Source organism: Pseudactinotalea sp. HY158, assembly GCF_009660225.1.
Classification (GTDB): domain Bacteria; phylum Actinomycetota; class Actinomycetes; order Actinomycetales; family Beutenbergiaceae; genus HY158.
On record NZ_CP045920.1, the window covers coordinates 2612518 to 2638628 of the forward strand.

General features: G+C 70.1%; 22 protein-coding genes and 1 pseudogene. 8 read left to right on the forward strand and 15 right to left on the reverse strand.

All coding sequences use genetic code 11. The features are described 5' to 3' along the window. Positions 1 to 16 precede the first annotated feature (16 nt). Positions 17 to 1399, reverse strand: coding sequence for an ROK family protein (locus GCE65_RS11420; protein ID WP_153878480.1), 1383 nt, complete (start codon positions 1397 to 1399; stop codon positions 17 to 19). An 81-nt stretch (positions 1400 to 1480) separates the two neighbouring features. On the opposite strand from GCE65_RS11420, the gene xylA reads away from it, so the two are divergent. The 3 genes from xylA to GCE65_RS16300 all read left to right on the forward strand — a co-directional run bounded on the left by xylA (position 1481) and on the right by GCE65_RS16300 (position 4646). Beyond that, positions 1481 to 2650 carry a xylose isomerase gene (gene xylA / locus GCE65_RS11425; RefSeq protein WP_153878481.1) on the forward strand — a complete coding sequence of 390 codons (1170 nt, stop codon included), beginning with the start codon at positions 1481 to 1483 and terminating at the stop codon, positions 2648 to 2650. A 476-nt stretch (positions 2651 to 3126) separates the two neighbouring features. Then, positions 3127 to 3666 carry a hypothetical protein gene (locus GCE65_RS16295; protein ID WP_194928686.1) on the forward strand — a complete coding sequence of 180 codons (540 nt, stop codon included), beginning with the start codon at positions 3127 to 3129 and terminating at the stop codon, positions 3664 to 3666. Between the two features lie 62 nt (positions 3667 to 3728). Beyond that, the gene (locus tag GCE65_RS16300; RefSeq protein WP_194165146.1) at positions 3729 to 4646 is read left to right on the forward strand and encodes an AEC family transporter; all 918 of its coding nucleotides are present in this window, start codon (positions 3729 to 3731) and stop codon (positions 4644 to 4646) included. A gap of 15 nt (positions 4647 to 4661) precedes the next feature. On the opposite strand, the gene GCE65_RS11435 is transcribed toward GCE65_RS16300, so the two are convergent. From GCE65_RS11435 to GCE65_RS11455, 6 genes are all read right to left on the reverse strand, one after another. Further along, positions 4662 to 5582 carry a nucleotidyl transferase AbiEii/AbiGii toxin family protein gene (locus tag GCE65_RS11435; protein WP_228759916.1) on the reverse strand — a complete coding sequence of 307 codons (921 nt, stop codon included), beginning with the start codon at positions 5580 to 5582 and terminating at the stop codon, positions 4662 to 4664. Then, positions 5539 to 6111: a type IV toxin-antitoxin system AbiEi family antitoxin domain-containing protein gene (locus GCE65_RS11440; RefSeq protein ID WP_152909902.1), complete on the reverse strand. Its 573-nt coding sequence runs from the start codon at positions 6109 to 6111 to the stop codon at positions 5539 to 5541. The genes GCE65_RS11435 and GCE65_RS11440 overlap by 44 nt, the downstream gene beginning before the upstream one ends. Positions 6112 to 6391: 280 nt before the next feature. Beyond that, positions 6392 to 6541 carry a hypothetical protein gene (locus tag GCE65_RS16305; protein WP_194165067.1) on the reverse strand — a complete coding sequence of 50 codons (150 nt, stop codon included), beginning with the start codon at positions 6539 to 6541 and terminating at the stop codon, positions 6392 to 6394. Between the two features lie 214 nt (positions 6542 to 6755). Beyond that, on the reverse strand, positions 6756 to 9497 hold the full coding sequence (locus GCE65_RS11445; RefSeq protein ID WP_153878483.1) for an ABC transporter permease: 2742 nt from the start codon (positions 9495 to 9497) through the stop codon (positions 6756 to 6758). Further along, positions 9494 to 10231 (reverse strand): ABC transporter ATP-binding protein, encoded by a 738-nt coding sequence (locus GCE65_RS11450; RefSeq protein WP_153878484.1) that lies wholly within the window; start codon positions 10229 to 10231, stop codon positions 9494 to 9496. Before GCE65_RS11450 ends, GCE65_RS11445 begins: the two co-directional genes overlap by 4 nt. Then, entirely contained in the window at positions 10228 to 10908 is a 681-nt protein-coding gene (locus GCE65_RS11455; protein WP_153878485.1) for a PadR family transcriptional regulator, read from the reverse strand. The genes GCE65_RS11450 and GCE65_RS11455 overlap by 4 nt, the downstream gene beginning before the upstream one ends. A 185-nt stretch (positions 10909 to 11093) precedes the next feature. Between GCE65_RS11455 and GCE65_RS11460 the strand changes: the two genes are divergently transcribed. Then, entirely contained in the window at positions 11094 to 13376 is a 2283-nt protein-coding gene (locus GCE65_RS11460; protein ID WP_153878486.1) for an efflux RND transporter permease subunit, read from the forward strand. A 118-nt stretch (positions 13377 to 13494) separates the two neighbouring features. Here the strand turns inward: GCE65_RS11460 and GCE65_RS11465 are convergent, their stop codons facing one another. Next, entirely contained in the window at positions 13495 to 13770 is a 276-nt protein-coding gene (locus GCE65_RS11465; RefSeq protein WP_152909907.1) for a hypothetical protein, read from the reverse strand. Between the two features lie 494 nt (positions 13771 to 14264). Between GCE65_RS11465 and GCE65_RS11470 the strand changes: the two are divergent. Continuing rightward, positions 14265 to 14699: pseudogene (locus tag GCE65_RS11470) on the forward strand (MMPL family transporter); the annotation flags it as partial. Positions 14700 to 14859: 160 nt separating this feature from the next. Here GCE65_RS11470 and GCE65_RS11475 read toward each other — a convergent pair. The 7 genes from GCE65_RS11475 to GCE65_RS11505 form a co-directional block, all read right to left on the reverse strand. Then, positions 14860 to 15324 carry a ribose-5-phosphate isomerase gene (locus GCE65_RS11475; RefSeq protein ID WP_194928687.1) on the reverse strand — a complete coding sequence of 155 codons (465 nt, stop codon included), beginning with the start codon at positions 15322 to 15324 and terminating at the stop codon, positions 14860 to 14862. Next, positions 15324 to 16196: a carbohydrate ABC transporter permease gene (locus GCE65_RS11480; protein WP_153878488.1), complete on the reverse strand. Its 873-nt coding sequence runs from the start codon at positions 16194 to 16196 to the stop codon at positions 15324 to 15326. The genes GCE65_RS11475 and GCE65_RS11480 overlap by 1 nt, the downstream gene beginning before the upstream one ends. Positions 16197 to 16217: 21 nt before the next feature. After that, a complete protein-coding gene (locus tag GCE65_RS11485; protein ID WP_228759917.1) occupies positions 16218 to 17177 on the reverse strand; it encodes a carbohydrate ABC transporter permease in 960 nt (319 codons plus the stop codon). A 90-nt stretch (positions 17178 to 17267) separates the two neighbouring features. Beyond that, complete coding sequence (locus GCE65_RS11490; RefSeq protein ID WP_228759918.1) at positions 17268 to 18506, reverse strand: sugar ABC transporter substrate-binding protein; 1239 nt, start codon at positions 18504 to 18506, stop codon at positions 17268 to 17270. Between the two features lie 511 nt (positions 18507 to 19017). After that, positions 19018 to 20382: an amidase gene (locus GCE65_RS11495; RefSeq protein WP_153878491.1), complete on the reverse strand. Its 1365-nt coding sequence runs from the start codon at positions 20380 to 20382 to the stop codon at positions 19018 to 19020. 15 nt (positions 20383 to 20397) lie between these two features. Next, positions 20398 to 21378 (reverse strand): 3-hydroxyacyl-CoA dehydrogenase family protein, encoded by a 981-nt coding sequence (locus GCE65_RS11500; protein ID WP_228759919.1) that lies wholly within the window; start codon positions 21376 to 21378, stop codon positions 20398 to 20400. A gap of 41 nt (positions 21379 to 21419) precedes the next feature. Beyond that, positions 21420 to 22385: a sugar phosphate isomerase/epimerase gene (locus tag GCE65_RS11505; protein ID WP_153878493.1), complete on the reverse strand. Its 966-nt coding sequence runs from the start codon at positions 22383 to 22385 to the stop codon at positions 21420 to 21422. Between the two features lie 238 nt (positions 22386 to 22623). Between GCE65_RS11505 and GCE65_RS11510 the strand changes: the two genes are divergently transcribed. The 3 genes from GCE65_RS11510 (at position 22624) to GCE65_RS11520 (ending at position 26018) form a co-directional block, all read left to right on the forward strand. After that, positions 22624 to 24375, forward strand: a complete 1752-nt coding sequence (locus GCE65_RS11510; protein ID WP_153878494.1) for a dihydroxyacetone kinase family protein — start codon at positions 22624 to 22626, stop codon at positions 24373 to 24375. 31 nt (positions 24376 to 24406) lie between these two features. Further along, positions 24407 to 25252 carry a triose-phosphate isomerase gene (locus GCE65_RS11515; protein WP_153878495.1) on the forward strand — a complete coding sequence of 282 codons (846 nt, stop codon included), beginning with the start codon at positions 24407 to 24409 and terminating at the stop codon, positions 25250 to 25252. A gap of 76 nt (positions 25253 to 25328) precedes the next feature. Beyond that, on the forward strand, positions 25329 to 26018 hold the full coding sequence (locus GCE65_RS11520; protein ID WP_153878496.1) for a GntR family transcriptional regulator: 690 nt from the start codon (positions 25329 to 25331) through the stop codon (positions 26016 to 26018). Positions 26019 to 26111: the final 93 nt, after the last annotated feature.

Consider the following 26111-nt stretch of genomic DNA (forward strand, 5'->3'; position numbering starts at 1 on the left):
CGGCGGGCCGAGCCGACTAGGCGGCGCCGTTGACCCAGGGGCTCGGGTCTGCGAGCACTCCCCGCAGCACCTCGCGGGCCCCGCCGGTGAGCGCGGCGAAGTCTCGGACCGGGGCGATGAGCAGGTCGACCGGTTCGTGCGGGGCGTAGAGGACCCCGCGGTCGAGCCATTCCCGGATGGCGGGCCGCAGCTGCTCGAACAGCGGGGCGTAGATCCCGCCGAGCACGACGGCCTCGACGTCGACGATGTTGACGTAGTCGGCCAGGGCCCGCCCGAGCGCATCGGCGGCCGTGGCCACGGCGGACCTGGCCCGCGCCCCCTGCTCCCCCGCGGACCGCAGGGCCGCGGTGAGGTCGTCGAGTCCGGCGGCGGGTGCGAGTCCGGCACCGGGTGCGAGTCCGGCACCGGGTGCGAGTCCGGAACCGGGTGCGAGTCCGGCACTGGGTGCGAGTCCGGCAGCGGGTGCGAGTCCGGCAGCGGGTGCGAGTCCGGCAGCGGGTGCGAGTCCGGCGGCGGCTTCGATTCCGGCAGCGGGTGCGAGTCCGGCAGCGGCGAGGATCGCCCCCTGGCCCGCGTACTGCTCGAGGCAGCCGTGGTTGCCGCACCGGCACACCGGCCCGCTCCGGTGCACGACCACGTGGCCGATCTCGCCGCTCCACCCGTGCCGGCCCTCGAACAGCTCGCGGTCGAACAGGATCGCCGAGCCGATCCCGACCCCGCCGGAGACGTAGACGAACGATCCGGGGAGCTCGACCTCGCCCCGGGTGCGCGCCGCGGCCCGCATCGGGGTCTGGGCGAGGCCGGCGAGCTTGGCCTCGTTGCGCACCCCCACGTCCATGCTGGACAGGCCGAGCGGTGCGAGCGGGTCGAGGTCGCGCCAGCCCAGGTTCGGGGCGATCTCGAGCCGCCCGGCGCTCGCGCGCACGAGTCCGGGCAGCGCGAGCCGGGCGCCCGCCACGGTCATTCCGCCGGCCTCGACCCCGCGGACGAGCTCGCGCGCCAGGTGCCCGAGCTGCCCGAGCACCTGGCCGGGCTCGGAGCCGGCGAAGTCGCCGCTGAGGATCTCCTGCGCCACGACCTCGCCGGTGAGGTCGAGTATCCGCGCCCCGACGTAGCCGAGGTTCACCTCGAGGCCCAGGCCCACGAGCGATCGGGGCGCAGGGGCCAGGGGAACCCCCGGCCGGCCCACCCCGCGGGCCGCGGGCAACGGGAGCTCGCGCACGATGCGGGCGGAGATGAGCCGATCCACGAGGGTGGAGACCGTCGCCCTCGTCAACCCCGTGCGGGCGGCGACGCCCGCACGCGAGGGCGGGGCTGCGTCGTCATAAATCACATCGACCACCGCGGCGAGGTTGAGTTCACGCAGGCTGTGCTGCCCGGCGGCGGTGGTCGTAGTCACGCCTTGACCCTAGCAGCGCCGCATGAGTATGTTAATCCGTACAACTAATCGCGTTGTCCGACTCGACGAGGAGCTTCACCCATGACCGACGACATCAAGTACTCCTTCGGCCTCTGGACGGTCGGCTGGCAGGCCGTCGACCCGTTCGGCGAGGCGACCCGGCCCCCGCTCGACCCGGCCGACTCGGTGCGCAAGCTCGCCGAGATCGGGGCGTACGGGTTCACCTTCCACGACAACGACGTGTTCCCGTTCGACGCGGACGACGCCGACCGCCGGGCGCGGATCGACTCGGTGCGCAGGGCCGCCGAGGAGACCGGGCTCTCGATCGAGATGGTCACCACGAACACGTTCACCCACCCGATGTTCAAGGACGGCGCGTTCACCTCGAACAACCGCGGCGTACGACGCTTCGGGCTGCGCAAGGTGCTGCGCAACGTCGACCTGGCGGCCGAGCTCGGCGCGAAGACGTTCGTCATGTGGGGCGGGCGCGAGGGCACCGAGTACGACAACTCGAAGGACCTGCACGCCGCCCACGCCCGCTACGCCGAGGGGATCGACACGGTCGCGGCGTACATCAAGGAGCGCGGCTACTCGCTGCGGATCGCGATCGAGCCGAAGCCGAACGAGCCCCGCGGCGACATCTTCCTGCCCACGATCGGGCACGCACTCGGGCTCATCGCCACCCTCGACCACCAGGACATCGTGGGCCTCAACCCCGAGACCGGGCACGAGCAGATGTCGAACCTCAACTACACGCACGGGCTCGCGCTCGCGCTGTACGCCGGCAAGCTGTTCCACATCGACCTGAACGGCCAGAACGGGCCGAAGTTCGACCAGGACCTCGTGTTCGGCCACGGCAACCTGCTCTCGGCGTTCTTCACGGTGGACCTGCTCGAGAACGGCTCCCCCGGCGGCGGGCCCGCGTTCGAGGGCACCCGCCACTTCGACTACAAGCCCTCCCGCACCGAGGGCTCCGAGGGCGTGTGGGAATCGGCCAAGGCGAACATGGAGATGTACTCGATGCTCGCGGCGAAGTCGAAGCAGTACCGGGCCGACCCCGAGGTGCAGGAGGCCCTCGCCCACGCGGGCGTGTTCGAGCTGGGCGAGTCCACGCTCGGCGCCGGGGAGACCTTCGAGCAGTTCCTCGCCGACCCGACCACGCGGGAGACCTTCGACGTCGACGCCGCGGCCGAGCGGGACTACGGCCTCGTGCGCCTGCACCAGCTCGCGCTGCGCCACCTGGTGGGCTGAGCCACTCCGTTCGGCACTGCCTCCGGTACAACGGTGCGGTCGCGATCCGGATCGCGACCGCACCGTTGTGTCTCGGCCCGGCGCCACCCAGCCGAGCAGGGCGAAACCCCGGTTCCAGAGCCGGATTCCCCGGAAACCACCCTGGTCGGCGACCGGAAGCCGGGTTTGGCCCTGGTCGCCGGCTGGATGCCGGGTTCTGACCCGGCCACGGGCGGCGCATCCGGGTGGCCGACCGGCGACCCTCCGGCCGAGCAGGGCGAAACCCCGGTTCCGGAGCCCGATTCCCCGGAAACGACCCTGGTCGCCGGCCGGAAGCCGGGTTTGGCCCTGGTCGCCGGCCGGAAGCCGGGTCTGGCCCGGCCACGGTCGACGCCTCCGGATGGCCGACCGACAACCCTCCGGCCGAGCAGGGCGAAACCCCGGTTCCAGAGCCGGATTCCCCGGAAACCACCCTGGTCGACGACCAGAAGCCGGGTTTGGCCCTGGTCGCCGGCCGGAAGCTCGGTTGGACCCTGGTCGACGACCAGACGCCGGATCTGCCCCTGGTCAACGGCCGGATGCCGGGTTCTGCCCCAGCCACGGGCGGCGCATCCGGGTGGCCGACCGACACCCCTCCGGCCGAGCAGGGCGAAACCCCGGTTCCGGAGCCGGATTCCCCGGAAACGACCCTGGTCGACGACCAGACGCCGGGTTTGGCCCTGGTCGACGGCCGAAACCTCGGTTGGATCCTGGTCGACGACCAGACGCCGGATCTGCCCCTGGTCAACGGCCGGATGCCGGGTTCTGCCCCGGCCACGGGCGGCGCATCCGGGTGGCCTACCGGCGACCCCCCAGCCGACCAGGGCGAAACCCCGGTTCCGGAGCCGGATTCCCCGGAAACCACCCTGGTCGGCGACCAGATGCCGGGTTTGGCCCTGGTCGCTGGCTCGAAGCCGGATTCGACCCTGGTCGGCGACCGGAAGCCGGGGTCGACCCCGGTCGCGAGGAGAGCCCGCCGCCCGCCGACTCTGGGATGATCGAGCGACCCGCTCCCCACCCGGAACCCGCCCGTGCACCCGACCTCCATCCCCGCCGCCACATGAATGGCGTCGTCACGGGATTCGCCACGATCGTGGCGGTCATCGCCGTCGGCTACCTCGCGGCCCGGCGCGGGATCGTGCCCGGCGACGGCGACCGACTCCTCGCCCGGATCTCCTTCAGCATCGCGATGCCCGCGCTGCTGTTCCTCACGCTCATGGACGCCGACCCCGCCCGGGTGTTCTCCCCGCTGCTCGTGGGGATCCTGGTGAGCAGCCTGGCGATGGCGCTGGTCTACCTGCTCCTCGCCCGCCTCCGCCGCAGGCAGCCGCTCGGCGACCTCATCATCGGGGCACTGTCGTCGTCCTACGTCAACGCCGGCAACCTCGGCATCCCGATCGCGGCATACGTGCTCGGCGACGCCTCCTACGTGGCCCCGGTGCTGTTCACCCAGCTGCTCGTGCTCGCGCCGATCTCGCTCACGATCCTCGATCTGACCACGGCCGCCACGCTCACCCCGCGCTCCTGGCTGCGCCCGCTGCTCAATCCGATCATCCTCGCCTCCGCCGCGGGCCTCGCGCTCGGGGCGACCGGCTGGCGCCTGCCCGCCGTCATCCACGATCCGATCTCGCTCCTGGCCGGGGCCGCCGTGCCGCTCGCGCTGCTCACCTACGGCATCTCGCTGTGGGGCTCGGGCGGGCTTCGCGGCGTGCGTCCCTCCGCCGAGATGGGATTGGGGACGACGCTCAAGGCAGTCGTGCATCCCGCGTTCGCCTACTGTCTGGGTCGCTTCGTGCTGCACCTCGAGGCGCCCGACCTGTTCGCCCTTACCGTGCTCGCGGCGCTCCCGACGGCGCAGAACGTCTACGTGTACGCGCTCCGGTACTCCACCGGGGTCGCGCTCGCGCGTTCGACGATCCTCGTGACCACGGCGCTCTCGATCGGCGTCGTGACGGCCATCGCGGCCTTCCTCGGCTGAGGGCGCCGATAGCCGTCAGTCGTCGATCCCGGTTGTTCCGATGACGTCGATGATCTCGGCGAGCCACAGCCGTGCTTCCGCGACGTCGGGCAGGATCGAAGTGCGCCCGGCCACTCGAGTCTCTTCGCGTGCGTCGGCATAGCCCAACGCCCAGCCATCCATCGGACGCAACGGAAGCGGCGGCCACGGCTGCTGATCTCGCCACGCAAACGTCCGCACACAGAGACTGTGGAGACTCGGCAAATCCGGCTTCGCCTGCCAGAGTAGCTGCAGATCGACCAGGTCGTGTGCGCGCATGTACGCGGGATCGGTCACGGCGTGAAGCTTCTGCGCAATCTGGTATTCGAGATCGACCACCGCGACGGGCCGAAACTCACCGAATCCGAAATGCGCACCGAACTGTGTGAGGTCGCGGTCGACCTCTCGTCGACTGTAGGCGTACGGATCGATCTCGGGATCGGAGACCTCGACGTCGAGCCCACCCCACGGGACGTCCAGAAACGCGATCGACACCCGGTACGGGTGCATGACGTATTCCGGCCGGGCGAGTCCCGGATCGTGGATCCGCCGCGCCCTCACTGTCGCTGTGAAGGCGATCCGGCTCATCGCCCCGGGATTCCGTCGAGCCTCACGCTTCGACGGCGGAACCCTCCCCCAGCCCTCCGAGAGTCGCATTCGAAACGCCTGCGCGAATTCCTCCCCGCGAGCGCGCGTAGAAACATCGAGGTCCGACGTTGCTCGTGTGCCCGATTCCCCAAGTCTCAGTTTGATGCCCATCCCTCCCTTGACTGCAACGGCCTCGGGGAGCATCTGCGCTACGACGAGCGTGCACAGCATGACCCGAGCCCGGGCCACCGGTATCACCAGCCCTTCCGCAACCTCGGCCAGTCGCTCATTGAGCTGCGTGATATTCCGCGGCGGACTCGCGCCTGCCATTCCACCCTCCCTTCAATTCATGTGCTTCCGTGGCACTGATCAGGCCTCGTAGCTCCGCCTCGTCGAGCAGTGCCCGCCAGCGCTCGTGCGGCATCCGAGGACGGAGATCCTCGAGTGCCCGCCGAACTGTCGTCGCGGGAATGCCGTCATACCTCGTGATGTCCGCGTCGGGCACGTCGACACGAGACTCGAGCGCCATCCATTCGGGGAGTGCCCGCCGGACGCGACGGCGCGTCCCCACCCGAATCCTCTTCGGATTGAACTGGCCGATGCCCAGGAGGTCGAACACGGACTCACGCTGAAGGAATGCCCCCGCGCCTCCAAGCGCCACAGCCACGGCAGGCTCCGTCAGTCGCGACGTGGGCGCTCCCCGATGCACATAGACCCCGTGACCGTAGCGGCGAAGCGCACCACGGGAGGCGAGCTTGCGCACCTCCACCGGCGGCACCCCGGCGTCGTCGGCGGACGCAACGGTCACCACGCCGTGGTGGGATACGGCGACCTCCCACAGATCACGCCGATACGTCAACGCGCCACCTCCACGTCAATACCGTACCAGTTCTAGTACGGTATTGACTACGGCAGGCAATCTCGACTGTTCCCCAACACCCACACACCCCGGTCCACCACGCGGAGCGGCCGCGGCGCGCTCGACGATCCTCGTGACCACGGCGCTCTCGATCGGCGTCGTGACGGCCATCGCGGCCCTCCTCGGCTGAGGCGGACCGACCCCGTCGTCACAGGCCCAAGACATGTGACGGCCCGGGCACCGCCCTCCCCGTGCGGGCGCCACCCGGGCCGGACGTACGCTATGCGCGGTTCCTGGCGCGCGTGACGAGCGACATGATCACCGAGATCACCAGCAGGATGATGCCCAGCCAGATCAGGAACTTCGCGGCCGCGATGAAGACGCCGAGCAGCGCGAGCACGATGCCGACGATGATGAGTGTGAGCCACATGATCGGTCCTCCTCCATTCGTCCCGCGGGCGCTGGTCGCACCGGTCGAGGCCGTGTCTGTCACGCTACCGACGCGCACCGACCGCCGCACCACCCCCTCGCAATCCGATCTCGAAGCCACCGCGGACCCCGTGCGAGCGGCACCCCGGGAGAGCCGCGATCCCCGATCCGGCGCAGCTCGCCCGGCCTGCACGGGAGCCCGCAGGCCACCCACGTCACTGCGCCAGGCGCCTCCGCACCGGCAGGCGGGAGCGGCTCAGCAACCAGCCGCCGGCGACGGCGAGCAGCGGCAGCCCGATGGCCAGCGCGCCGACATGAGGCCACGGCACGATCGTCTCCCAGAGGTAGCCGGTGAACCGGTCCGTCTGCTGCCATCGGCCGATCACGAAGGCGAGCAGGAGCCCGGTGCTCACGCCCGCGAGTGTGCCGACGATCGCGACCACCCCGGCCTGGGCGCTCGTGATCCGCCGGCGAACCCGCGGGCTCGCGCCCACGGCCGAGAGCGTGGCGAGGTCGGCGCGGGAGTCGGTCACGGCCAGCCCCACGCTCAGCCCGGTCGCGAGCAGCGCCACCACGAGGGCGGCACCGACGATGATGGCTGCCAGGTCCGCGTCGCTGCGCTTGCCGCCCATCTCCCCCTCATAGGTCAGCCGCACGTTCGCATCGATATCGGACAGGTCCCGGTTGAGCGAGTCCACATCGGCCTGGTCGAGGTCCACACCGGTCACCACGGCTCCAACGGTACGGATGCCGAACAGTGGATCGCCCGCATCGGTACCGCCCGGGTCGGCATCCCCCGCCCGCTCCCCGCGATCGGCCAGGGCGACCTGGGCCGCACCCTCGAGATCCTCGGCGAGGGCCGGCGGCACCACGAGGTCGTATACCTGCGAGGCCCACTCCACGAGGTGTCCACGAGCGGTCACCTCCGCCGTGGCCGGCTGGTAGTCGTCGTCCATGACCGTGATGTGCACCCGTCCGTCGGGCCAGATCGCCTCCGGGTCGTTGACCACCACCTCCCCGCGCGAGAGCGCGTCGGCGGCCGCCGCGGCCCCGTCGAGACCGAGCGCGCCGACCATCGAGCCGTCGTCCACGAGGGCGCCGGATCCCCAGGTGAAGCCGGCCGACGCGGACGGCACGACCCGGCACCGTTCGTCGGCGGCGTCCTCCGAGTACTCCTGATCCTCCGGGCACACCGTGGCCGGATCGGGCAGCGCCGCCGCCGACCAGGAGGAGTTCGGTCCCGTGTGAGTCGTCGACTCGAGCAGGCGCACCGGGACCATCCGGGCCTGCGGGAGTACGCCGCCGATCGCGCGTTCGACCCGGTCGTACTGTTCCACCAGGCCCTCGGCGTCCTGATCCCACGTGCTCAGGCTGACCAGTCCCACCTGGTCCGCGGCCACCGGGCGCCAGATCGCCTCCTGCACCCGGGCATCGCTCGCGATCCACACGAGCCCCACGGTCGCCGCGGCCACGGCTGCCAACACGGCCGCCACCGCGGGGGCCGTCCGGCTGCGGTGCCGACGGGCATCACGCAGCGCGAACCGGGCGGGCAGGCGCATCATCGGAGCGAGCCGGCCGACCAGTTCCACGAGCATCCCCGCGGCCATGACGAGCCCGATCTCCATCACGATCACGCCGGCGGCGAGCAGCACCGGTTCGCTCACGGTTGCCGCCACCACCCCCATCGCCACGCCGGCGCCCGCCAGGCTCAGCCCCGTCCAGGCAACCCGCCTACGGGCCGGTACGTCACCGCGGCGCCCCGCGAGCGCCATCACCACGTCGGCCGACGCGGCGCTCCGGGCCGGGAACCACGCTGCGGCCAACCCCAGCAGCAACGCGATCGCGGCGATGCCGGCCGGCTCGAGCACCGGGATCACGAGGTTCGGCAACGGATAGGTCGAGCCCTGCCGAGTCAGGAACCAGACCACCGTTCCCGCGCTGCCGACCGCCAGGCCGACCACGCCCGCGATCACGCCGGCCACGAGTCCCGAGGCGAGCACGATCCGGCGCACATCGCCCGGTGCCCCGCCCGAGGCCGCCACCAGTGCCAGCATGCGGGCGTTGCGCTTGGCGCCCACGGCGAACGCGGGCCCCACGAGCAACACGATCTCCAGCAGCCCCAGCGCGACCACGGCCGCGATCACCCCGACCACCCGGGCCGTGTCACCGGAGTCGCCGTAAGAAGCAGCCGGAACCTGCTCCGGCGGCGGCGGATCCTCGTACACGGCCCGACTCGTCACCACCATCCCGATGGCATTGAGGTTCTGCACGTCGCCCCACGTCACCGGCGCATCGCCGACGACGAACCAGATCGGCTCGCTCCCACCCACCGTGGACGCGCCGACGAGGCCGGCCACGGGTGAGCTCGAGTCGCCGATGCCGACCACCTCGACCTCCACCGAGTCGAGTTCCACGCGGTCGCCGATTCCCACGCCGAGCCGGTCGGCGATCTGGCGCCGCAGCACGATCTGTCCGGGCCCCGGCCCGGCGTTCCCCTCGACCTCGCCGAGGAGCCCGGGCACGGACGCGGCGTCGAGCACGAGGAACTCGGCCGAGCGTACGAGGGCCCGCCCACTACGGATGGGCAGGCCGACCCGCCCGGCCGGGGTGACGTCGTCCCCACGCGGCAGCAGCGACGCGAGGTCGCCCGGGTCCACCGCGCCGAGGTCGGCGGCCGAGCTGTCGCAGCCGGCGGTGCCCAACGGATCCTGCTCGATCGGCGCGCGCACGTCGCCACAGCCCACGCTCAGCCGGGCCTGGGCGCTCGAGCCCATCTGCCAGGAGATCCGGGTCTCGGTAGTCGGCGTGCTCGTGCGGATCCCGCCCACGACGAACGCGCCCGCGGCGACCGGGAGCATCATGAGCAGCACGACGAGCGCGGTGCGGCCCTTGCTGCGCAGCGCGTCCCGGCGGGCGATCCGCAGTGCCACGCGCCAGCGCGCGAGCCGGGCCGTCATCGCGGTCCGCTGCCGGTCAACAGCTGCCCCGGATCGTCGGCATCGGTGGCGTCGACGATCACGCCGTCACGGAGGAACACGGTGCGATCGGCCCAGGCGGCGAACCGCGGCTCGTGGGTCACCAGCAGCCCGGCCGCGCCGGCGTCGACGCGGGCGCGGACGACCCGCATGACCGCCTCCCCGGTGGCGGAGTCGAGCGCCCCGGTCGGTTCGTCGGCGAGGATGAGCCGGCGCGGGCCCACGAGTGCCCGGGCGATCGCGACCCGCTGCTGCTGCCCGCCCGAGAGCTCGTCCGGGAAGCGGTCGGCCAGCTCGGCCAGGCCGACGTCGGCGAGGGAGTCGAGCGCCTCGCGGCGGGCCCGACGCACGCGCAGACCGTCGAGCTCGCGGGGCAGGGCGACGTTCTCGGCGGCGGTGAGGGCGGGGATGAGGTTGAAGTCCTGGAACACGTAGCCGATTCGCCGCCGCCGCAGCGCGGCCCGCCCCTTCGCGTCCAGGCTGGAGAGGACGTCCCGGGTCACGCGCACGCTGCCGGCGGTGGGACTGTCGAGCCCGCCGGCGAGGTTGAGCAGCGTGGACTTGCCCGAGCCCGAGGGCCCCATGACGGCCACGAGCTCGCCCATGCGCACGGTCAGGCTCACGCCGTCGAGGGCGCGCACCTCCTGGGCGCCGTGCCCGTGCACGCGCACGAGGTCGGTCAGGGTGAGCACGATCGGTTCGGCCGGGGCGGTCATCGATTCGTCGCCTTCCGGTCGGGGGTGTTCGTCGCCTTCGGCGCCGGCGTATGGACGACGCGTGGCCGGCTCGCGGCCCGTTCGGCGCGGGATTCGATGTGGTCGAGCCAGCGGAGTTCGGCCTCCGCGGTGAAGACGTGATGGTCGAGCACGAGCGACCAGGCCAGGTCCGGGTCGCTGTCGGGATCGGTTCGGGCGACCAGTCTCGTCAGGTCCCGCAGTGCGCGCATGGTCTCGGAGCGTTGCCGTTGCACCACCTCACGGACGTCGACCCCGGGCATCGTGACGGCGAGCGAGATCTTGATCACGAGTTCGTCGCGCTCGGGCGTGCCGCGGTTCACGGGGGTGTGCCACCACTCGGCTGCGGCCGAGCGACCGGCCCGGGTGAGCGTGTACTGCTCGACCTCCGGTTCGCCGGGCGCGCCGTGGCCCGTATTCGCACCTGTGGCCGGGGCGGCGCCGGTATCGGCAGCGGGGCCCGCATCGGCGCCGCCCGGCGGTTCGGCGGCGACCCGGGTGATGAGCCCATCGCGTTCGAGCCGCTGCGCCGTGGTGTACACCTGCCCGATGTTGAGCGGCCAGGTGCCGCCCGTGCGGGCCTCGAACTCCCGGCGCAGCCGAGCCACGCCCATGGGCTGCACGCTCAGCAGCGCGAGGATTCCCTGCTTGACCGACATCTCGCCTCCGGCTCACTTACTCGGTAACCGATCGGGTCGACCCTAGCAGTTACTCGGTAACCTCGGGAGCGGACGGCCCCGATTCCGCCGACGGGCCGGATCGGGGTCACCAGGTCGCCCGGAACCTGCCCACTGGCCGAGGTGGCGGGCGCTACCCTGGCCGGAGCCGCGCGAGGAAGGTCACGATGTCTCATCTGCAGCCGCCGAACGAGCCGAACGACCCGAATAGCGGGGACGGCGCCGCCCGGCGCGGGAGGTCCGGCTCGCCGGAGCCCGACACGCCCGGGCAGCCGGGCACCTCCGCGCCGCCCGAGCACCGGGCCTCGGCCCGCCGCGGCGCCGCGTGGGCTCGCGTGGTCATCCCCGCGCTCGTCATCGTCGCGTGGCTCGTCGGCGCCGCGATCGGCGGGCCCTATTTCGGCAAGGTGAGCGAGGTCTCCTCGAACGACTCCACCGCGTACCTGCCCACGAGCGCCGAGGCCACCCAGGTGCAGAACCGCCTGCCCGAGTTCCTCGGCGACGACGCGATCCCGGCCGTCGTCGTCATCACGGGCGAGCAGAAGCTCACCAAGGAGCAGCTGCACACGCTCGCCGACCTGGCGACCGGGCTGGGCGACCTGCCCGAGGTGAGTGGCGCCGTCTCCCCGCCGATCCCCTCCGAGGACGGGCGCGCGGTCGAGATCTTCGTCCCCCTCGATGCGGATGCGGACGTCGACGCCGCGGTCGAGGCGCTGCGCTCCGAGCTGGCGAGCACGCTTCCCGCCGACCTGACGAGCTACGTCACGGGCCCGGCCGGATTCCTGGGCGACCTGGTCGAGGCGTTCGGCGGCATCGACACGCTCCTGCTGCTCGTGGCGATCGCGGCGGTGTTCGTGATCCTCGTGATCGTCTACCGGTCCCCGCTGCTGCCGCTCATCGTGCTGTCGACGAGCCTGTTCGCGCTGTGCGTCGCGCTCCTGACCGTGTGGTGGCTCGCGAAGGCCGGCGTCGTGCTGCTCAGCGGCCAGACCCAGGGCATCCTGTTCATCCTCGTGATCGGCGCGGCCACGGACTACTCGCTGCTGTACGTCTCGCGCTACCGGGAGGCGCTGCGCGATCACCACGGCCGGTGGGAGGCCACGCGCGAGGCCTGGCGCGGCTCCGTCGGAGCGATCACGGCCTCCGGCAGCACGGTCATCGCCGGGCTGCTGTGCCTGCTGCTGAGCGAGCTCGCCTCGAACCGGGATCTGGGCCCGATCGCCGCGATCGGCATCGTGTTCGCGATGCTCGCCGCCCTCACGTTCCTGCCCGCGCTGCTCATGGCCTGCGGCCGGACCGCGTTCTGGCCGCGCCGACCCCACGTGCTCGCCGCGGGGGCTGCGGGCGAGCAGAGCGACGCGCATCTGCCCACCAAGGGGGTGTGGGCACGCCTCCCGGCGTTCGTGCAGCGGCGGCACCGGCCGGTGTGGATCACGGTGGTCGTGCTCCTGCTCGGGGCGTGCGTGGGCCTGGGCCAGCTCAAGGCCGAGGGCGTGCCGCAGAGCGACCTCGTGCTCGGCGCCTCCGAGGCCCGTGCCGGGCAGGAGGCGCTGGCCGAGCACTTCCCCGGCGGCTCGGGCAGCCCCGTCTACGTCATCACCTCCGCCGACGACCTGCAGGAGGTGGCAGGGGTGTTGCTCACCGACGACGACATCGGGGCGGTCTCGGTGGCGGCCGCCGAATCGCCGAGCGGTTCCGCTCCGGTGACCACGGACGGCGTCCAACCGGCCGGGCCTCCCGGCTCCCCCGCCCCGGACCCGACCGTCTCGCACGGCGACGTGCTGCTGCAGGCCACGCTCACGGTGGCTGCAGACTCCGCGGCCGCCGGCGACGTGGTCCGCGACCTGCGGGCCGAGCTGGGCGATCGGGCCCAGATCGGCGGCGTGAGCGCCACCGACGTGGACTCCAACGACGCCTCGATCCGCGACCGCACGCTCATCATCCCGATCGTGCTCGTGGTGATCCTGGGCATTCTCATGCTGCTGCTGCGTTCCGTGGTGGCCCCGCTCATGCTCATCGGCACCGTGGTGCTCTCCTTCGGCGCCACGCTCGGGATCGCGGCGCTCGTGTTCAACCACGTGTTCCACATGCCCGGCGCCGATCCGGCCGTGCCGCTGTTCGGGTTCGTGTTCCTCGTGGCGCTCGGGATCGACTACAACATCTTCCTCATGACCCGGGTGCGGGAGGAGTCGGTGCGCCACGGCACCCACGCCGGGATCGGCCGCGGGCTGGCGATCACCGGCGGGGTCATCACCTCCGCGGGCCTCGTGCTCGCGGCCACGTTCGCGGCGCTCTCGGTGATCCCGATCCTGTTCCTCGTCCAGATCGCGTTCATCGTGGCCTTCGGGGTCCTCCTCGACACGCTCCTCGTGCGCTCGATCCTCGTGCCCGCCCTCGGGCACCAATTCGGCCGACACCTGTGGTGGCCCTCGAAGAAGATCACGGACTAGGGACGGCGTCCGGTCGCCTCGTGCACACGGGCCGCACCTGGGTGCGTCCAGCCCGCCAGGGCGTGTCCACCGCACCCAGGTCCCCGCGCTACGGCCGACCCTCGGCCCTGCGGCGGAGTCAGTTCGCGGGTTCGGTGGGAAGCTCGCCCAGCAGGTCGACTGCTCCCCAGCCGAGATCGTCGGCCAGAAAGTAGGCGAATCCACCGACCGTGAACGTGTAGTCCCGACCGAGCTCGAAGCCGGCTGCCAGGGCGTCCTGCTCCTCCTTGCTCACGTGCGGCTTGGCGGCGATCGTGGGGCAGTTCGAGCTGTAGATGCTCAGCCCCTGGCTCGTGCGCCTCCCGCTGTTGCGCCAGGAGTCGACGGCCGTGACAGTGCACGTGATGTCCTTCATGGTGAGCCGATCCGCCGTCCACGTGGCCCCCCAAAGCAGCAACCCGACCGGCCCCAGCGCCAGGAAGCCAACGGCGACTATGACCAGGATCCTGCTCCTGAGTGACAGTCCCTCGCGCCGCGGGAGGGCGCGCGGCCGCTCTTCTCGTCGGTGCTTCACCATGATCGCGGCATACGGAACGCCGCACCCTCCTCGTGTCGTGTCGCCCGGCGGGACCGGTGCCTCGGCCGCGTTGATTTTACTCGACAGACACCGAGGCCAGGCACTCGACCCCCCTTGAAGCCCGCCTCTGCCGATCGGCCGGCGCGGCCCGCGGTGGGCGACCGGACATCCGACGCCCGCAGGCTACTCTCACACGATTGTTGGAGTAAACCGTGAGAATAGCGTGCCATCCGGCTGCGCTATTCCTTCATGAGGCTCGCGGGACCACCCGACGGCATCCACACCAGGAGTCAACTTGCGGACTCTGCCGAGGCCCGTGCGGATGAGATCCAGTCGGCACCGTGGCGCTCTCCTTCGCCGCCACGCTCGGGATCGCGGCGCTCGTGTTCAACCACGTGTTCCACATGCCCGGCGCCGATCCGGCCGTGCCGCTGTTCGGGTTCGTGTTCCTCGTGGCGCTCGGGATCGACTACAACATCTTCCTCATGACGCGGGTGCGGGAGGAGTCGGTGCGCCACGGCACCCACGCCGGGCTCGGCCGCGGGCTGGCGATCACCGGCGGGGTCATCACCTCCGCGGGCCTCGTGCTCGCGGCGACCTTCGCGGCGCTGGCGGTCATCCCGATCCTGTTCCTCGTCCAGATCGCGTTCATCGTGGCGTTCGGGGTACTGATCGACACCCTTCTCGTACGCTCGGTGCTCGTACCTGACCTCGGCCACGAGCTGGCGCATCGCCTGTGGTGGCCCTCGAAGAGGATCACTGATTAGGGACGGCGTCGCTCGCCCCGGCGCCCTGGTCGCCGCACCTGTGGGCGCCCCGGACCCTGCTTGACCGTGCCGACGGCACCCAGCTCACCGGCACCGCCGGACCTGGGCGCCCCCAGCCCTCCCTGACCGTGTCAGCGGCGCCCAGGTCACCGGACGCCCGTCACGCGCTGCGGGACTCGTAGCGTGTGAGCACGCCGACCTTCTCTGCCGAGGCCGAGGTGTCGTCGAACCGATAGGTGAGCCACTCGGCGACGAGGCGGCGGGCCAGTTCCAGTCCGATGACGCGTTCACCGAGGGTGAGCACCTGGGCGTTGTTGCTCAGGACCAGGCGTTCGACGGAGAAGCTGTCGTGCGCGGTACTCGCTCGCACGCCGGGCACCTTATTGGCGGACATCGCCATCCCCATACCTGTTCCGCAGACGAGCAACGCCCGGTCGGCCTCGCCGCGCGCGACCACCTCGGCCGCCCCGATCGCAATCTCGGGATACGGCGTGTGAGCGCTCGCGTCGACACCGACATCGATGACCGCGGAGACCTCGGAATGGGCCATTAGGTCCGCCTTGAGCGCCTCCTTGTACTGGAATCCGGCGTCATCGGAGCCGACCACGACGATGAGCGAGTCCATCACTTCACCGCTCCGAACGTCAGGCCCTGCACGAGCTTGTCCTGGGCCGCCATCCCGACCGCGATGACCGGCAGGGAGACGACGAGGGCGCCGGCAGAGACCGTCGCTAGGAACAGGCCCTGGCTGGAGACGAAGCCAGTGAGGAAGACCGGCGCCGTGGTGGCCGCCGTGCCCGTGAGCACCCGGGCGAAAAGCAGGTCGTTCCAGCTGAAGATGAAGCAGATGAGCGCCGTAGCGGCAATCCCGGGCATCGCGACAGGAAGGATGACCTTACGCAGGATCGTGGCCAGGCCTGCCCCATCGAGTTGCGCAGCCTCCATTAGTTCGACCGGCACCTCCGCAAGGAAGGACTGCAACATCCACACCGCGATCGGCAGATTCATTACCGTGTAGAAGACGGCGAGCAAGTAGATGTTGTCGAGGCCGCCGATCGCCTTGGCGAACAGGTAGAGCGGCAACAGTGCGGCAACTATCGGCAGCATCTTCGTGGTGAGAAAGAAGAACATCACGTCGCGCCACTTCTCCACCGGCCGTATCGAAAGGGCGAACGCCGCCGGGAAGGCGAGCAGCAGCACGAAGATCACTGAGAGCACCGAGGCTGTCATCGAGTTGAGTATCGGTGGCCACGGACTCAGACCGGATCCGCCGAAGAACGCGCGGAAGCCGTCGAGGGTGAGCGGGGCGAAGATCGAGGGCGGGTTGGTGGCCGCATCGGTCTCTGCGTGAAGGGAGGTGAGCACCATCCACAGGATCGGTGCCACGAACACGAGCGCCACGATCCAGGCCGAAGCGGCGAGCAGCACCCGTTTGGGAACGCTCCTCTTCCGGGTGCCTGGCTGCGCACTGCGCGCGGACACGGTCAGGGTAGCCATGACATGAACTCCTTTTCAGGCCTATCTGGCGGTCTCTTTGAACAGGGAGAGCAGCACGCGAAGAGTGAATAGCGCGATGACAATCGTGCCGATCACGACCATGACCCCGAGCGCGGAGGCCAGGCCATAGTCGTTCGCCAGGTAGAAGGTCTTGTAGACGGCGTAAGGCAGGTTGGTCGTGCCGAGCCCGCCGGCGGTGAGCATGAACACCGCATCGAACTCCTGCACGAGGTAGATACTGCCGAAGAGTCCTCCGAGTTCGAGGTAACGGCGCATATGGGGAAGGGTCATATAGCGGAAGATCGCCCAGTGCCCGGCCCCATCGACTGCCGCGGCCTCCATGACGTCCTGCTTCCGGGACTGCAGCCCTGCGAGCAGGATAAGCATCATGAACGGCGTCCACCGCCAGATGAGGGAGAGTGCGATACCCAGGGTTGGCGCCGTCGAGAGGATGTCCGGCTGCGGCGGATTGTCGCTGCCGAACAGGTTCCAGATCGCGGTGAGCGTGCCGTTGATGAGCCCGTAGGATGGATTGAGGATCGCGTGCTTCCAGAAGAGTGCGCCGGCCACAGGCACCACGAGGAACGGCAGCACGAGCAGGGTGCGTACGATGCCCCGGCCGAGGAAGCGTTCATTCACGAGCATCGCGATCGCGAAGCCAAGGACCATGCTGGCGATGACGACGATCGCCGTGAGTTGGACAGTGAAACTGATCGTGCTGCGAAGTTCGGCGTTCGTCAGCACCTGGGTGTAATTGCCGAAGCCGGCGAACCCCCGCTCGCTCGGCAGCAGGCTGTTCCAGTTCATGAACGAAACGATGATCGTCCCGACGAACGGGAGCTGGGTCAGCACGATCGTGAAGATGAGGGCGGGCAGGAGTGGCGCCCGCCGGGCCCAAGCGCGGGACCTGCCGGGCGCGGGCCGCACCAGGGCCGCTGGTCGAGCCGTTGTCTCGGGTGCGGACTGCAGGTTCGTAGTCACGGGTGGATCTCCCATTCACTCGGCTGCCGCCAGGCCCGGTGGCTCCCCACGGATGGGAAGCCACCGGAACCCGTGCGTCAGCAGCGAAACCTACTTGTACTTGTCGCCGACCTCTTGGGCCGCGGCCTGGCTCTTCTCAAGCGCCTCCTGCACCGTGGTGTTTCCGGCTATTGCGGCTGCAATGTCCTCCGAGACGGCGGTACCGAGCGAGATGAACTCGGGGATTCCCACGAACTGCACACCCTTGTAGGGGCGGGGCTGCACGCCCGGATCATTCGGATCGGCGGCCAGAATAGCCTCCATGGCAGCGGCGTAGAACGGCGCTCCCTCTTGGAACTCTGGGTTGTCGAACGTCGACTGGCGCTTGCCGTAGGGCACGCGCGACCAGTCGTACGTCTCGGCCACGAGCTCCTCGTACTCCTGCGAGCTCGCCCAGGAGACGAACTCCCAAGCGGCCTCCTGCTTCTTGGAGGCCGCCTGGATGCCCCAGGCCCAGGTCCACAGCCAACCGGACGCGTCGGTCTCCTTCACCGGGGACTGGGCGTAGCCGACGTCTCCGGCGATCGGTGAGTCCTCGGCCTCGACCGGGCCGCCGGAGTTCGTCGCGTCGACCCAGATAGCGGAGTCGCTCTGGAGGAACCGGTTGAGGCACTCCGCGTAACCGGCCTGCGCAGCGCCGGGCTCGCCATGCTCCTGGATGAGGTCGACGTAGAACTCGACCGCCTCGACCGTCTCGGCGGAGGTGAGCTGGGCATCCCAGTTCATATCGAACCACGTGCCACCGAAGGTGTTGATCACCGTGTTCAGCGGCGCGAGCTGCTGGCCCCAGCCGGGCAGTCCGCGCAGGCAGATGCCGTCCATGTCGGACTCCTCATCGAGGGTCTTGGCCAGGTCTGCCACCTCGTCCCACGTCGGATTGTCCGGCATCGTCAGCCCGTGCTCCTCGAACACGCTCTTGCGGTACATCGTGAAGGACGACTGTCCCTCGAACGGCATCCCGTAGGTTTTCCCGTCCGATCCGGTCATCGAGTCCATCATCGACGGGAGCATGTCCGGAAGGTCGAAGTCGTCGTCGGCAGCCAGGAAGTCGTCGATCGGGGCCACCCAGCCGTTATCGGCATAGAAGGGGATCTCGTAGTTCGACAGGCTCGCGACGTCGTACACGCCCGCCTGGGAGGAGAACTCCTGGGTGATCTTCGCCCGCACGTCGTTCTCGGGCAGCAGCGTGAAGTTCACCGTGATGCCGGTCTCGGCGGTGAAGTGCTCCTTGGTCAGCGTGACCAGATCCTCCTGCGCCGGCAGGTTCACGGCGATGACGTCGATGCTCACCCCGTCGTTTCCAGCCTCGCCACCGTCTCCGCCGTTCGCGGAGGCACCGAATCCACCGGATCCGCACGCCGTGAGGACCAAGACGGACGCCACAGTCACACCTGTCAGTGCGGCCCATTTCCTATTTCTCATCATCAGAACTCTCCTTCTCAGGTGATCCTCACGTCGGTGAGACGTGGGTCGCGTCCGACATCGCCGTCGGATCGCCGGTAATTGCCGGTCGCATCGGCCGGTTCACGGGCGCGGGGCATGGCGTGCCCCGGCCGTGTCGAAGGCGCCGGCATCGTCGCCCGGATGCGTGTTGGGCAGCGCGGCTGGGCTGCGCGATCCCGAAGGAACCCCGAACCTCGGTCTCGATTCGTGGCTGGGCTCCGTTGGACGGGCCCGGTAGGCGACGTCCTCGTCGCGGTGGTTCTCGATTGCGAGTGGCCGGTGGCCCGTCGCTACATAACCGTCCTTTCCATTGCGTGCTCGTGGGGAGTCGGCTCACCCGTGGGTGTCACGGGCCGGTTCACGGATATGAAGCCGGATGTCGGCGGTGAAAATCCGTCGCTTCCTGAAAGGCCTCCCCCAGCGTCAGCAGGAGGTTCTCATCGTGGTGGCGCCCGACCAGCTGGGCACCCTCGGGGGTGCCCCGGCCGGTGAATCCGGTCGGCAGGGTCAGGCTGGGATGTCCGGAGTAGTTCATCGGGCAGGTCAGCCGCATCACCTCGTGGTTCCACACCTCATAGCTCAGCCGCATGCGATCGACGTCCGCGACCGTCGGTGAGGGCGTGCCCACGGTGGGGAGCAGGAGCGCGTCCAGTCCGTCGAGGGCGGCGTCCAGGTCGGATCGGTACCGGTCGGCCGAGGCCGTGATCCGGTCGAGGTCGGCGGGTGTGGTTGACCGGCCCTGCTCCAGCACATAGGCGATCTCTGGGCCGTACCGATCCGCGGCCGAGGGCGGATAGAGGTCGGCGAGGTCCGCGACGGCCTCGGCCCCGACGAAGGCGACCCAGTCCGCGGCCAGGTGGGCCCCGTCCGGAGTGGCCACCTCGACGACCGCGGCGCCGAGTTCGGCGAACGTATCCGCGGTCTGTTCGATCATCGAGCGGGTCTCGCCGGAGACGGTCTTGAGCAGGTTCGGGTCGATGCCGATCCGCCGGCCTTGCGCGCGGCCCTCACCCCGGGTGCCTCCGGGCCGGGCCCCGGCCCGCGCGATCGCCTCGAAGACGATCCGGCAGTCACGGGCCGAGCGGGCGAACGGGCCGAGCGTGTCGAGGGTGCGCGAAAGCGGCAGGGTGCCGCCGGCGGGCACGGCACCGCGCGTGGTCTTGAGGCCGGTCAGGCCCGTCGCGGTGGCCGGCCCTCGGATCGAGCCGCCGGTGTCCGAGCCGAGGGATGCGTAGCACAGGCCAGCGGACGTCGCGGCGGCACACCCGCTCGAGGAGGTGCCGACCCATGTGGCCGAATCCCAGGGATTGAGCGGCACGGGCAGACCGACCCCGTGATCGGTCAGGGCCGCCTCCGACATGCGGAGCGTCCCGACGATCACGGCCCCCGCTCGGCGCAGACCCTGCACGGCCTCGGCGTCCCCCGCCAGACGGTACTGCGCCAGGTGGCTCGAGCCGAACGTGGTGGGCTCATCCGTCGTGCCGTACAGATCCTTGACGGCGACGGGCACCCCGTGCAGGGGGCCGCGCCAGGCACCGGCACGGATCTCATCCTCCGCTGCGCGGGCGGCCGCGCGGGCCACCTGGGGGCTGACGCGGGCGTAGCCCTGCAGCACCGGGTCATGGCGCTCGATCCGCTCGAGAGTCGCGTCGATCAGCTCGACCGGGGAGAGGTCCCGCGCGCGGATCGCCGCGGCGACGTCGTCAATACTCGAATAATGCATCGCTCGTCCATCCCCTCACGCCGGTGCCTCGGCTGCGAGTGGCGCCGGGCCGAGCTCCTCGACGAGGCCGAGCATGCGGGCGTAGGCCCGATTGCGGTATGCCACGAGCCGCTCCCGGTCGGACTCGTCGAAGTCGCGCAGCAGGCCATGGCCGTTCTTCAGCCCGTGCTTGCCCGCGGCCACGGCCTCGGTCAAGAGTGCCGGGGTGGAGAACCGCTCGCCGAAGGCGCCCTCGATCGTCTTGAAGCCCTCGACGTAGACGTCGAGTCCCGCCTGGTCGGCGATGGCGAACGGGCCGAAGAAGCCGAGGCGGAACCCGAACGTCGTGCGCACGATGGCATCGACGTCCTCGACCGTCGCCACGCCGTCCTCGACGAGCAGGAACGCCTCCCGCAGCAGCGCGTACTGCAGGCGGTTGAGCACCATGCCCGGCGAGTCGGCCACCAGTGCTCCGTGCCGGCCGATGGCGCTCAGGAGTTCCTTGACGGCGTCGACGGTCGTCGGGGCGGTCGCCTCACCCGCGACGAGTTCGACTCCGGGGATGAAGGGCGCCGGGTTGGAGAAGTGCACCGTCAGGAACCGCTCGGGTCCGACGACGGCGCCGATGAGCTCGCGTACCGGCAGGGTCGAGGTGTTCGTGCCGATGATGGCGTCGGGGGCGGCGGCGCGGGAGATCCGCGCGAGGACGTCCCGCTTGACGTCGAGGACCTCGAAGACCGCTTCCTCGATGAAGTCCGCGTCCGCGACGGCCTGCTCGAGGTCGAGCCCGGCCGAGAGGTTGGCGGCGATGGTCTCGGCGCTGCCGGGTGCGAAGAGCCCCTGGGACTCGAACTCCTTCGCTTCGAGCAACAGCCGGGCAAGCGCCTTGTCGGCGGCCTCGACGGAGACATCGGCGATCCTCACCCGGTATCCGGCGAGCGCGAAGACCTGCGCGATCCCCCCGCCCATGTATCCGCCGCCGACGACGGTGACGCGGCTGATGTCGTTCATGTGCATTCCTTCCGATGGTGTATGTTCGGGGCGAGCGGCCGCGGTCGTCACCGGGGTCCGCCGGCGAGGGCCAGGGCTGGCACGGCGGCCTCCGGGCTCAGCGCTGAGTGGAGCACCTCGCGGATGTAGTCGTGGTTCTCGGCGATGACGCCGAGGGAGTCCGAGCCGTAGTGCTCGCAACAGAACGGGCCGGTGAACCCGAGCTCGATCGCCTGGCGGATGATCTGGCGATAGTTGATGTAGCCGTACTTGAGCGGCACGGGCGACGTGGCGTAGGCGCCGGTGGCCGGGTCGAAATCGCGGGTGTAGTTCTTGATGTGCCAGAAGTTGGTGCGCGGCAGCAGGCGCTCGAACATCGTGCGGTAGTCCTCGATCGGTCGGTGCAGGCGGATGAGGTTGCCGAGGTCGGGGTTGAGCCCGACGGCCTCGTGATCGATATCGCGCAGGAACTCCAGGGCATCGTCCGGGGTGCCCACGTAAGTGTCCTCGTACATCTCCAGGCTCAGCTGGACTCCGTTGCGGGCGGCATGATCGGCGAGGATGCGCGTGCGCTCGATCGCCAGATCGCGGTACTCGGCGGAGTCCACGTGCCCGTCGGCGAGCCAGAACCAGATCGCGTCCTCCTGCTCACCCGTGAGCCCCTGCATGAAGCCGATGTTGACGATCGTCGCTCCGAAGCGCGGGGCGAGGTCGATGAGCCGGTGTGCCTGCTCGAGGTGTGTCTCACCCGATCTGAGGTCGACGATCGATCGGCGCGTCATGGAGATCGAGGGAATCGTCATGCCCAGGTCGTTCAGCACGGAGGAGAACTGCGCCAGGCGCTCCTCGGGGAGCTCGGCGAGCGGCACCCACGCGTCGGTGGGATCGATCTGGTCGATGCCCAGGGCCTTGACCTGCCCCAGTTGGACGGCCCACACGCTCGCCGGCGCATCCTTTATGTGGCCCCCACCCGGGGCGGTGCTGCCGAACGTGAGCATGTTGGCGGCGATCGGCCAGTTCTCGGCTGTCAACATCCTTGTCTCCTTTTCGCGGTCCACTCAGGTTCCTATAGGTTTCGCCTCGTGTCAAGCACGGCCACTAACCGGATATTTTCGCGGTTTTGTACCAACAAACGGGCTCACGAGCCCACCCGCGCCGTGTCGCACGCCACAGCTTGTGACGTTAATCCTATAGGATTATGCTCCGTGGACGACCCCTCCGGTGTCCGGCCCCGGCCACTGGACGCAGACCCCTCGTGGGAGAGGATGACCAATGACGTATGTCTTCAACACCCCCTCGGATTTCGCGTCGGAGGCGGTGCGCGGGCTCGCCGCGGCCAATCCGGACGCGCTGCTGCACGTTCCCGGCGGAGTGGTGCGCGCCGATCGGACACCGGCCGGGCAGCCGGCACTGATCGTCGGCGGCGGATCGGGCCACTACCCGGCGTTCGCCGGCTGGGTCGGCGACGGCATGGCGCACGGCGCCGTGTGCGGAAACGTCTTCGCCTCCCCCTCGGCCTCACAGGTGTACTCGGTGGCGCGCAACGCCGAGAACGGTGGCGGGATCATCCTGGGATTCGGCAACTACGCCGGTGACGTGCTCCACTTCGGGGCCGCCGCCGAGAAGCTGCGCCACGAGGGCCACGACGTACGGATCCTGCGCGTCAGCGACGACATCATGTCGAACCCGCCCGAGCTGCACCGCGAGCGCCGCGGCGTCGCCGGTGGCCTGGCGGTCTTCAAGATGACCGGCGCGGCCATCGCGGCCGGTGCGACGCTCGACGACGCCGTTCGCCTCGCACGCAAGGCGAACGATGCGACCCGCTCCGTCGGTCTCGCGTTCGACGGCTGCACCATGCCCGGGTCGACCGACGCGCTCTTCCACGTGGAGCCCGGCACCATGGCCGTCGGCCTCGGCATCCACGGCGAGCCGGGCGTGCGCGACGTGCCGATCGGCAGCGCCGCCGAGATCGCCGAGCTCCTCGTCGATGGCGTGCTCGCCGAGGAACCGGCCCGCGACGGCCGCTCCTACGGCGGCAGGGTGGCCGTCATCCTCAACGGCCTCGGCACCGTCAAATACGAGGAGCTCTTCGTGGTCTACGAGCGAGTGGCCGCTGAACTGGCCGGGTGCGGTCTCACGGTGGTCGCGCCCGAGGTCGGCGAGTTCGTGACGAGCCTCGACATGGCCGGCCTCTCCCTCACCATGGTCTTCCTCGACGAGGAGCTCGAGCGCCTCTGGCTCGCCCCCGCGACGGCGCCGGGCTATCAGCGCTCGATACGGGCGCCCGGCGAGCGGCGCACTTCCCTCTGGACTGCCGCCGATGAGGCCGTGCCCCGGGCCAGCGTGGAGTCCCGCGCCCTGGCGGCCCGAATCCACGCCGCGCTCACCGAGTTGCGGGCGGTCTGCGCCGAGCATGAGGACGAGCTCGGCCGCCTCGACGCCGTGGCCGGCGACGGCGACCACGGCAACGCGATGGTCTACGGATCCCGCGGGGCCTGCGACGCGGCCGCGGCGGCCCTCGAGGCGGGAGCCGGCGCGCGCACACTCCTGCTACGCGCGGGCAGCGCCTGGTCCGACGCCGCGGGCGGAACCTCCGGAGCGCTGTGGGGTGCGGCGCTCACCGCCGTCGGCGGCGGCTTCTCGGACGACGAGGGCGCCGACGTCGCGCGAGTCGTCGCCACGCTGTGCTCCGGGGTGGAGGCGATGCACCGCCTCGGCGGTGCCGAGCCGGGCGAGAAGACCCTCATCGACGCCGCGCTGCCGTTCCGGGAGGAACTGCTCCGCCCCGGCGTAGAGCCGTATGCGGCGCTCCGAGAGGGCGTTCGGCGCGCGCGCGAGGCCGCGGAGGCCACGGCGTCTTTCGCGGCTCAGCGCGGCCGCTCGCGGGTGCTGGGCGAGAAGTCGATCGGTACACCCGACCCGGGCGCGACGTCCTTCGCACTGCTCATGGCCGCCCTGAGCGACCATCTCGTCGCCGGCGACACCGGCGCACGCGGGTCGGCGGCCGTCGTCGACACGCTCTGACGGTCTGATTCGAACGAGAGGGGACGGCGGAATGCGGCAGCTCTGGGTGGGCACGAGCTGGAAGATGCACAAGCGACTCGCCGAGGCGCGCCGCTACGTGCGGGGCCTGCACGAATGGTGGTCGCAGGAGGGCCCCGCGGGCATCCAACCGTTCGTGCTGCCGTCCTTCACGGCGCTGGCCGAGGCGCACCGGCAGCTGCCGCCGACGAGCCCGATCCTGCTCGGAGCGCAGAACGCGCACTGGCAGGACGAAGGTGCGTGGACGGGCGAGGTCTCCGTGCCACAGATCGCCGACACCGGTGGGCGGATCGTCGAGCTCGGGCACTCCGAGCGACGCGAGCACTTCGGTGAGACGGAGGAGATGATCCGAGCGAAGGTGCATGCCGTCGTCGCCCATGGCCTCATTCCTCTGCTGTGCATCGGGGAGCAAGCCGAGATCCGCGACCGTCACGGCGACCCCTCGCCCTACCTGCTTCGGCAGGCGGCCAGCGCCCTCGACGGGCTGTCCGACGCGGAAATGTCGACGGTCCTGCTGGCCTACGAGCCGGTCTGGGCGATCGGCGCCGCCGGACGGCGCGCGAGTGGGGACGAGCTCGAGACGCCCCTGCGTGCGCTCGGCGAGGCCTACGGCGGCCGGATCGCGGCCCTGCTCTACGGTGGGTCGGTGGACTACGGCAATGCCAACGAGCTGCTCTCGATCGAGCAGGTGGACGGCCTCTTCGTCGGCCGGGCCGCCTGGGAACTGACCGGCTTCCTGCGGCTGTTGCGTCTCTGCTCGGCCCATCCGAAGGGCGGCCAGAACACGTTGGCCCAAGAGGGGCGCCGATTCGTGCCAACGCAGTTGCGCGTCGATCGGCCCCCGGGCGCGGAGCGGTGAACGGCCGCCGACCGACGCGACCTTCTAATACTGTTGGCTTGGATCCTCGAGATCCGAAGTGGAAAGAGTGCGATAGATGAATCGGGACGGGCAGACCAAGCGGGAGCCGCGTGCGTTGCGGGCCGACATCCACTCCGCCCTATTCGACCGGCTTACCACGAATCACTGGGCGCCCGGGGATCACTTGAGCATCGACGGTCTGGCTCGCGAGCTCAAGGTCTCGCCGACCCCGGTGCGGGAGGCGATGGTGGCGCTTGAGCGTTCCGGCCTCATCAAGTACCGCGCCCAGCGCGGCTATGTCGTTGCGCCGCCATTGGACCCGCACCAGATCGGCCAGCTCATCGACGCTCGGCTCGTGGTGGAGCGGGCGGCTCTCACACGCGCATTCACCGCCGATTGGCCGCAGTTCGTGCAGGCGCTACGGGGCGCGCAACGTGCCCACAGCCAAGCAGCCGAACGGATCCGCTCAAGTACCGTCATGGATTATGGTCGGATGCGCGAGTACTTCGACGCTGATATTCAGTTCCACCGGGCGTTCTTCACATTCTCGGAGAACGAGTTCTTGACCACGATGCACGAGTCGCTCGGCGCCCACGCCCATCGCATGCGCCAGACGTGGGCCGGAGGCCGGGAGAACTTCGACCTGGACGAAACGCTCCACGAGCACGAGCAGATCCTTAACCGGGTCGAGGAACGCAATCACGATGGTGCACTGGCGGCCCTCGGCGACCACCTCGTCAACGTGCGTACCCGCTTCAGCAGGTAGGCATGGAGCGGGCTCAGCGCCTACCGCCGCACTCCTCGTCATGTCTCGGCTGACGACCAAATCGAAGCCTCGGTCGCCCTCGAGTCACAGCCT

Coding starts and splice junctions, on each gene's coding strand:
- GCE65_RS11510 (WP_153878494.1), top strand. CDS start 22,624: ATGACGTATGTCTTCAACACCCCCTCGGATTTCGCGTCGGAGGCGGTG.
- GCE65_RS16300 (WP_194165146.1), top strand. CDS start 3,729: ATGAATGGCGTCGTCACGGGATTCGCCACGATCGTGGCGGTCATCGCC.
- xylA (WP_153878481.1), top strand. CDS start 1,481: ATGACCGACGACATCAAGTACTCCTTCGGCCTCTGGACGGTCGGCTGG.
- GCE65_RS11460 (WP_153878486.1), top strand. CDS start 11,094: ATGTCTCATCTGCAGCCGCCGAACGAGCCGAACGACCCGAATAGCGGG.
- GCE65_RS11520 (WP_153878496.1), top strand. CDS start 25,329: ATGAATCGGGACGGGCAGACCAAGCGGGAGCCGCGTGCGTTGCGGGCC.
- GCE65_RS11495 (WP_153878491.1), bottom strand. CDS start 20,382: ATGCATTATTCGAGTATTGACGACGTCGCCGCGGCGATCCGCGCGCGG.
- GCE65_RS11505 (WP_153878493.1), bottom strand. CDS start 22,385: ATGTTGACAGCCGAGAACTGGCCGATCGCCGCCAACATGCTCACGTTC.
- GCE65_RS11455 (WP_153878485.1), bottom strand. CDS start 10,908: ATGTCGGTCAAGCAGGGAATCCTCGCGCTGCTGAGCGTGCAGCCCATG.
- GCE65_RS11515 (WP_153878495.1), top strand. CDS start 24,407: ATGCGGCAGCTCTGGGTGGGCACGAGCTGGAAGATGCACAAGCGACTC.
- GCE65_RS16305 (WP_194165067.1), bottom strand. CDS start 6,541: ATGTGGCTCACACTCATCATCGTCGGCATCGTGCTCGCGCTGCTCGGC.
- GCE65_RS11435 (WP_228759916.1), bottom strand. CDS start 5,582: ATGGCAGGCGCGAGTCCGCCGCGGAATATCACGCAGCTCAATGAGCGA.
- GCE65_RS11465 (WP_152909907.1), bottom strand. CDS start 13,770: ATGAAGGACATCACGTGCACTGTCACGGCCGTCGACTCCTGGCGCAAC.
- GCE65_RS11450 (WP_153878484.1), bottom strand. CDS start 10,231: ATGACCGCCCCGGCCGAACCGATCGTGCTCACCCTGACCGACCTCGTG.
- GCE65_RS11475 (WP_194928687.1), bottom strand. CDS start 15,324: ATGGACTCGCTCATCGTCGTGGTCGGCTCCGATGACGCCGGATTCCAG.
- GCE65_RS11445 (WP_153878483.1), bottom strand. CDS start 9,497: ATGACGGCCCGGCTCGCGCGCTGGCGCGTGGCACTGCGGATCGCCCGC.
- GCE65_RS11480 (WP_153878488.1), bottom strand. CDS start 16,196: ATGGCTACCCTGACCGTGTCCGCGCGCAGTGCGCAGCCAGGCACCCGG.
- GCE65_RS11500 (WP_228759919.1), bottom strand. CDS start 21,378: ATGCACATGAACGACATCAGCCGCGTCACCGTCGTCGGCGGCGGATAC.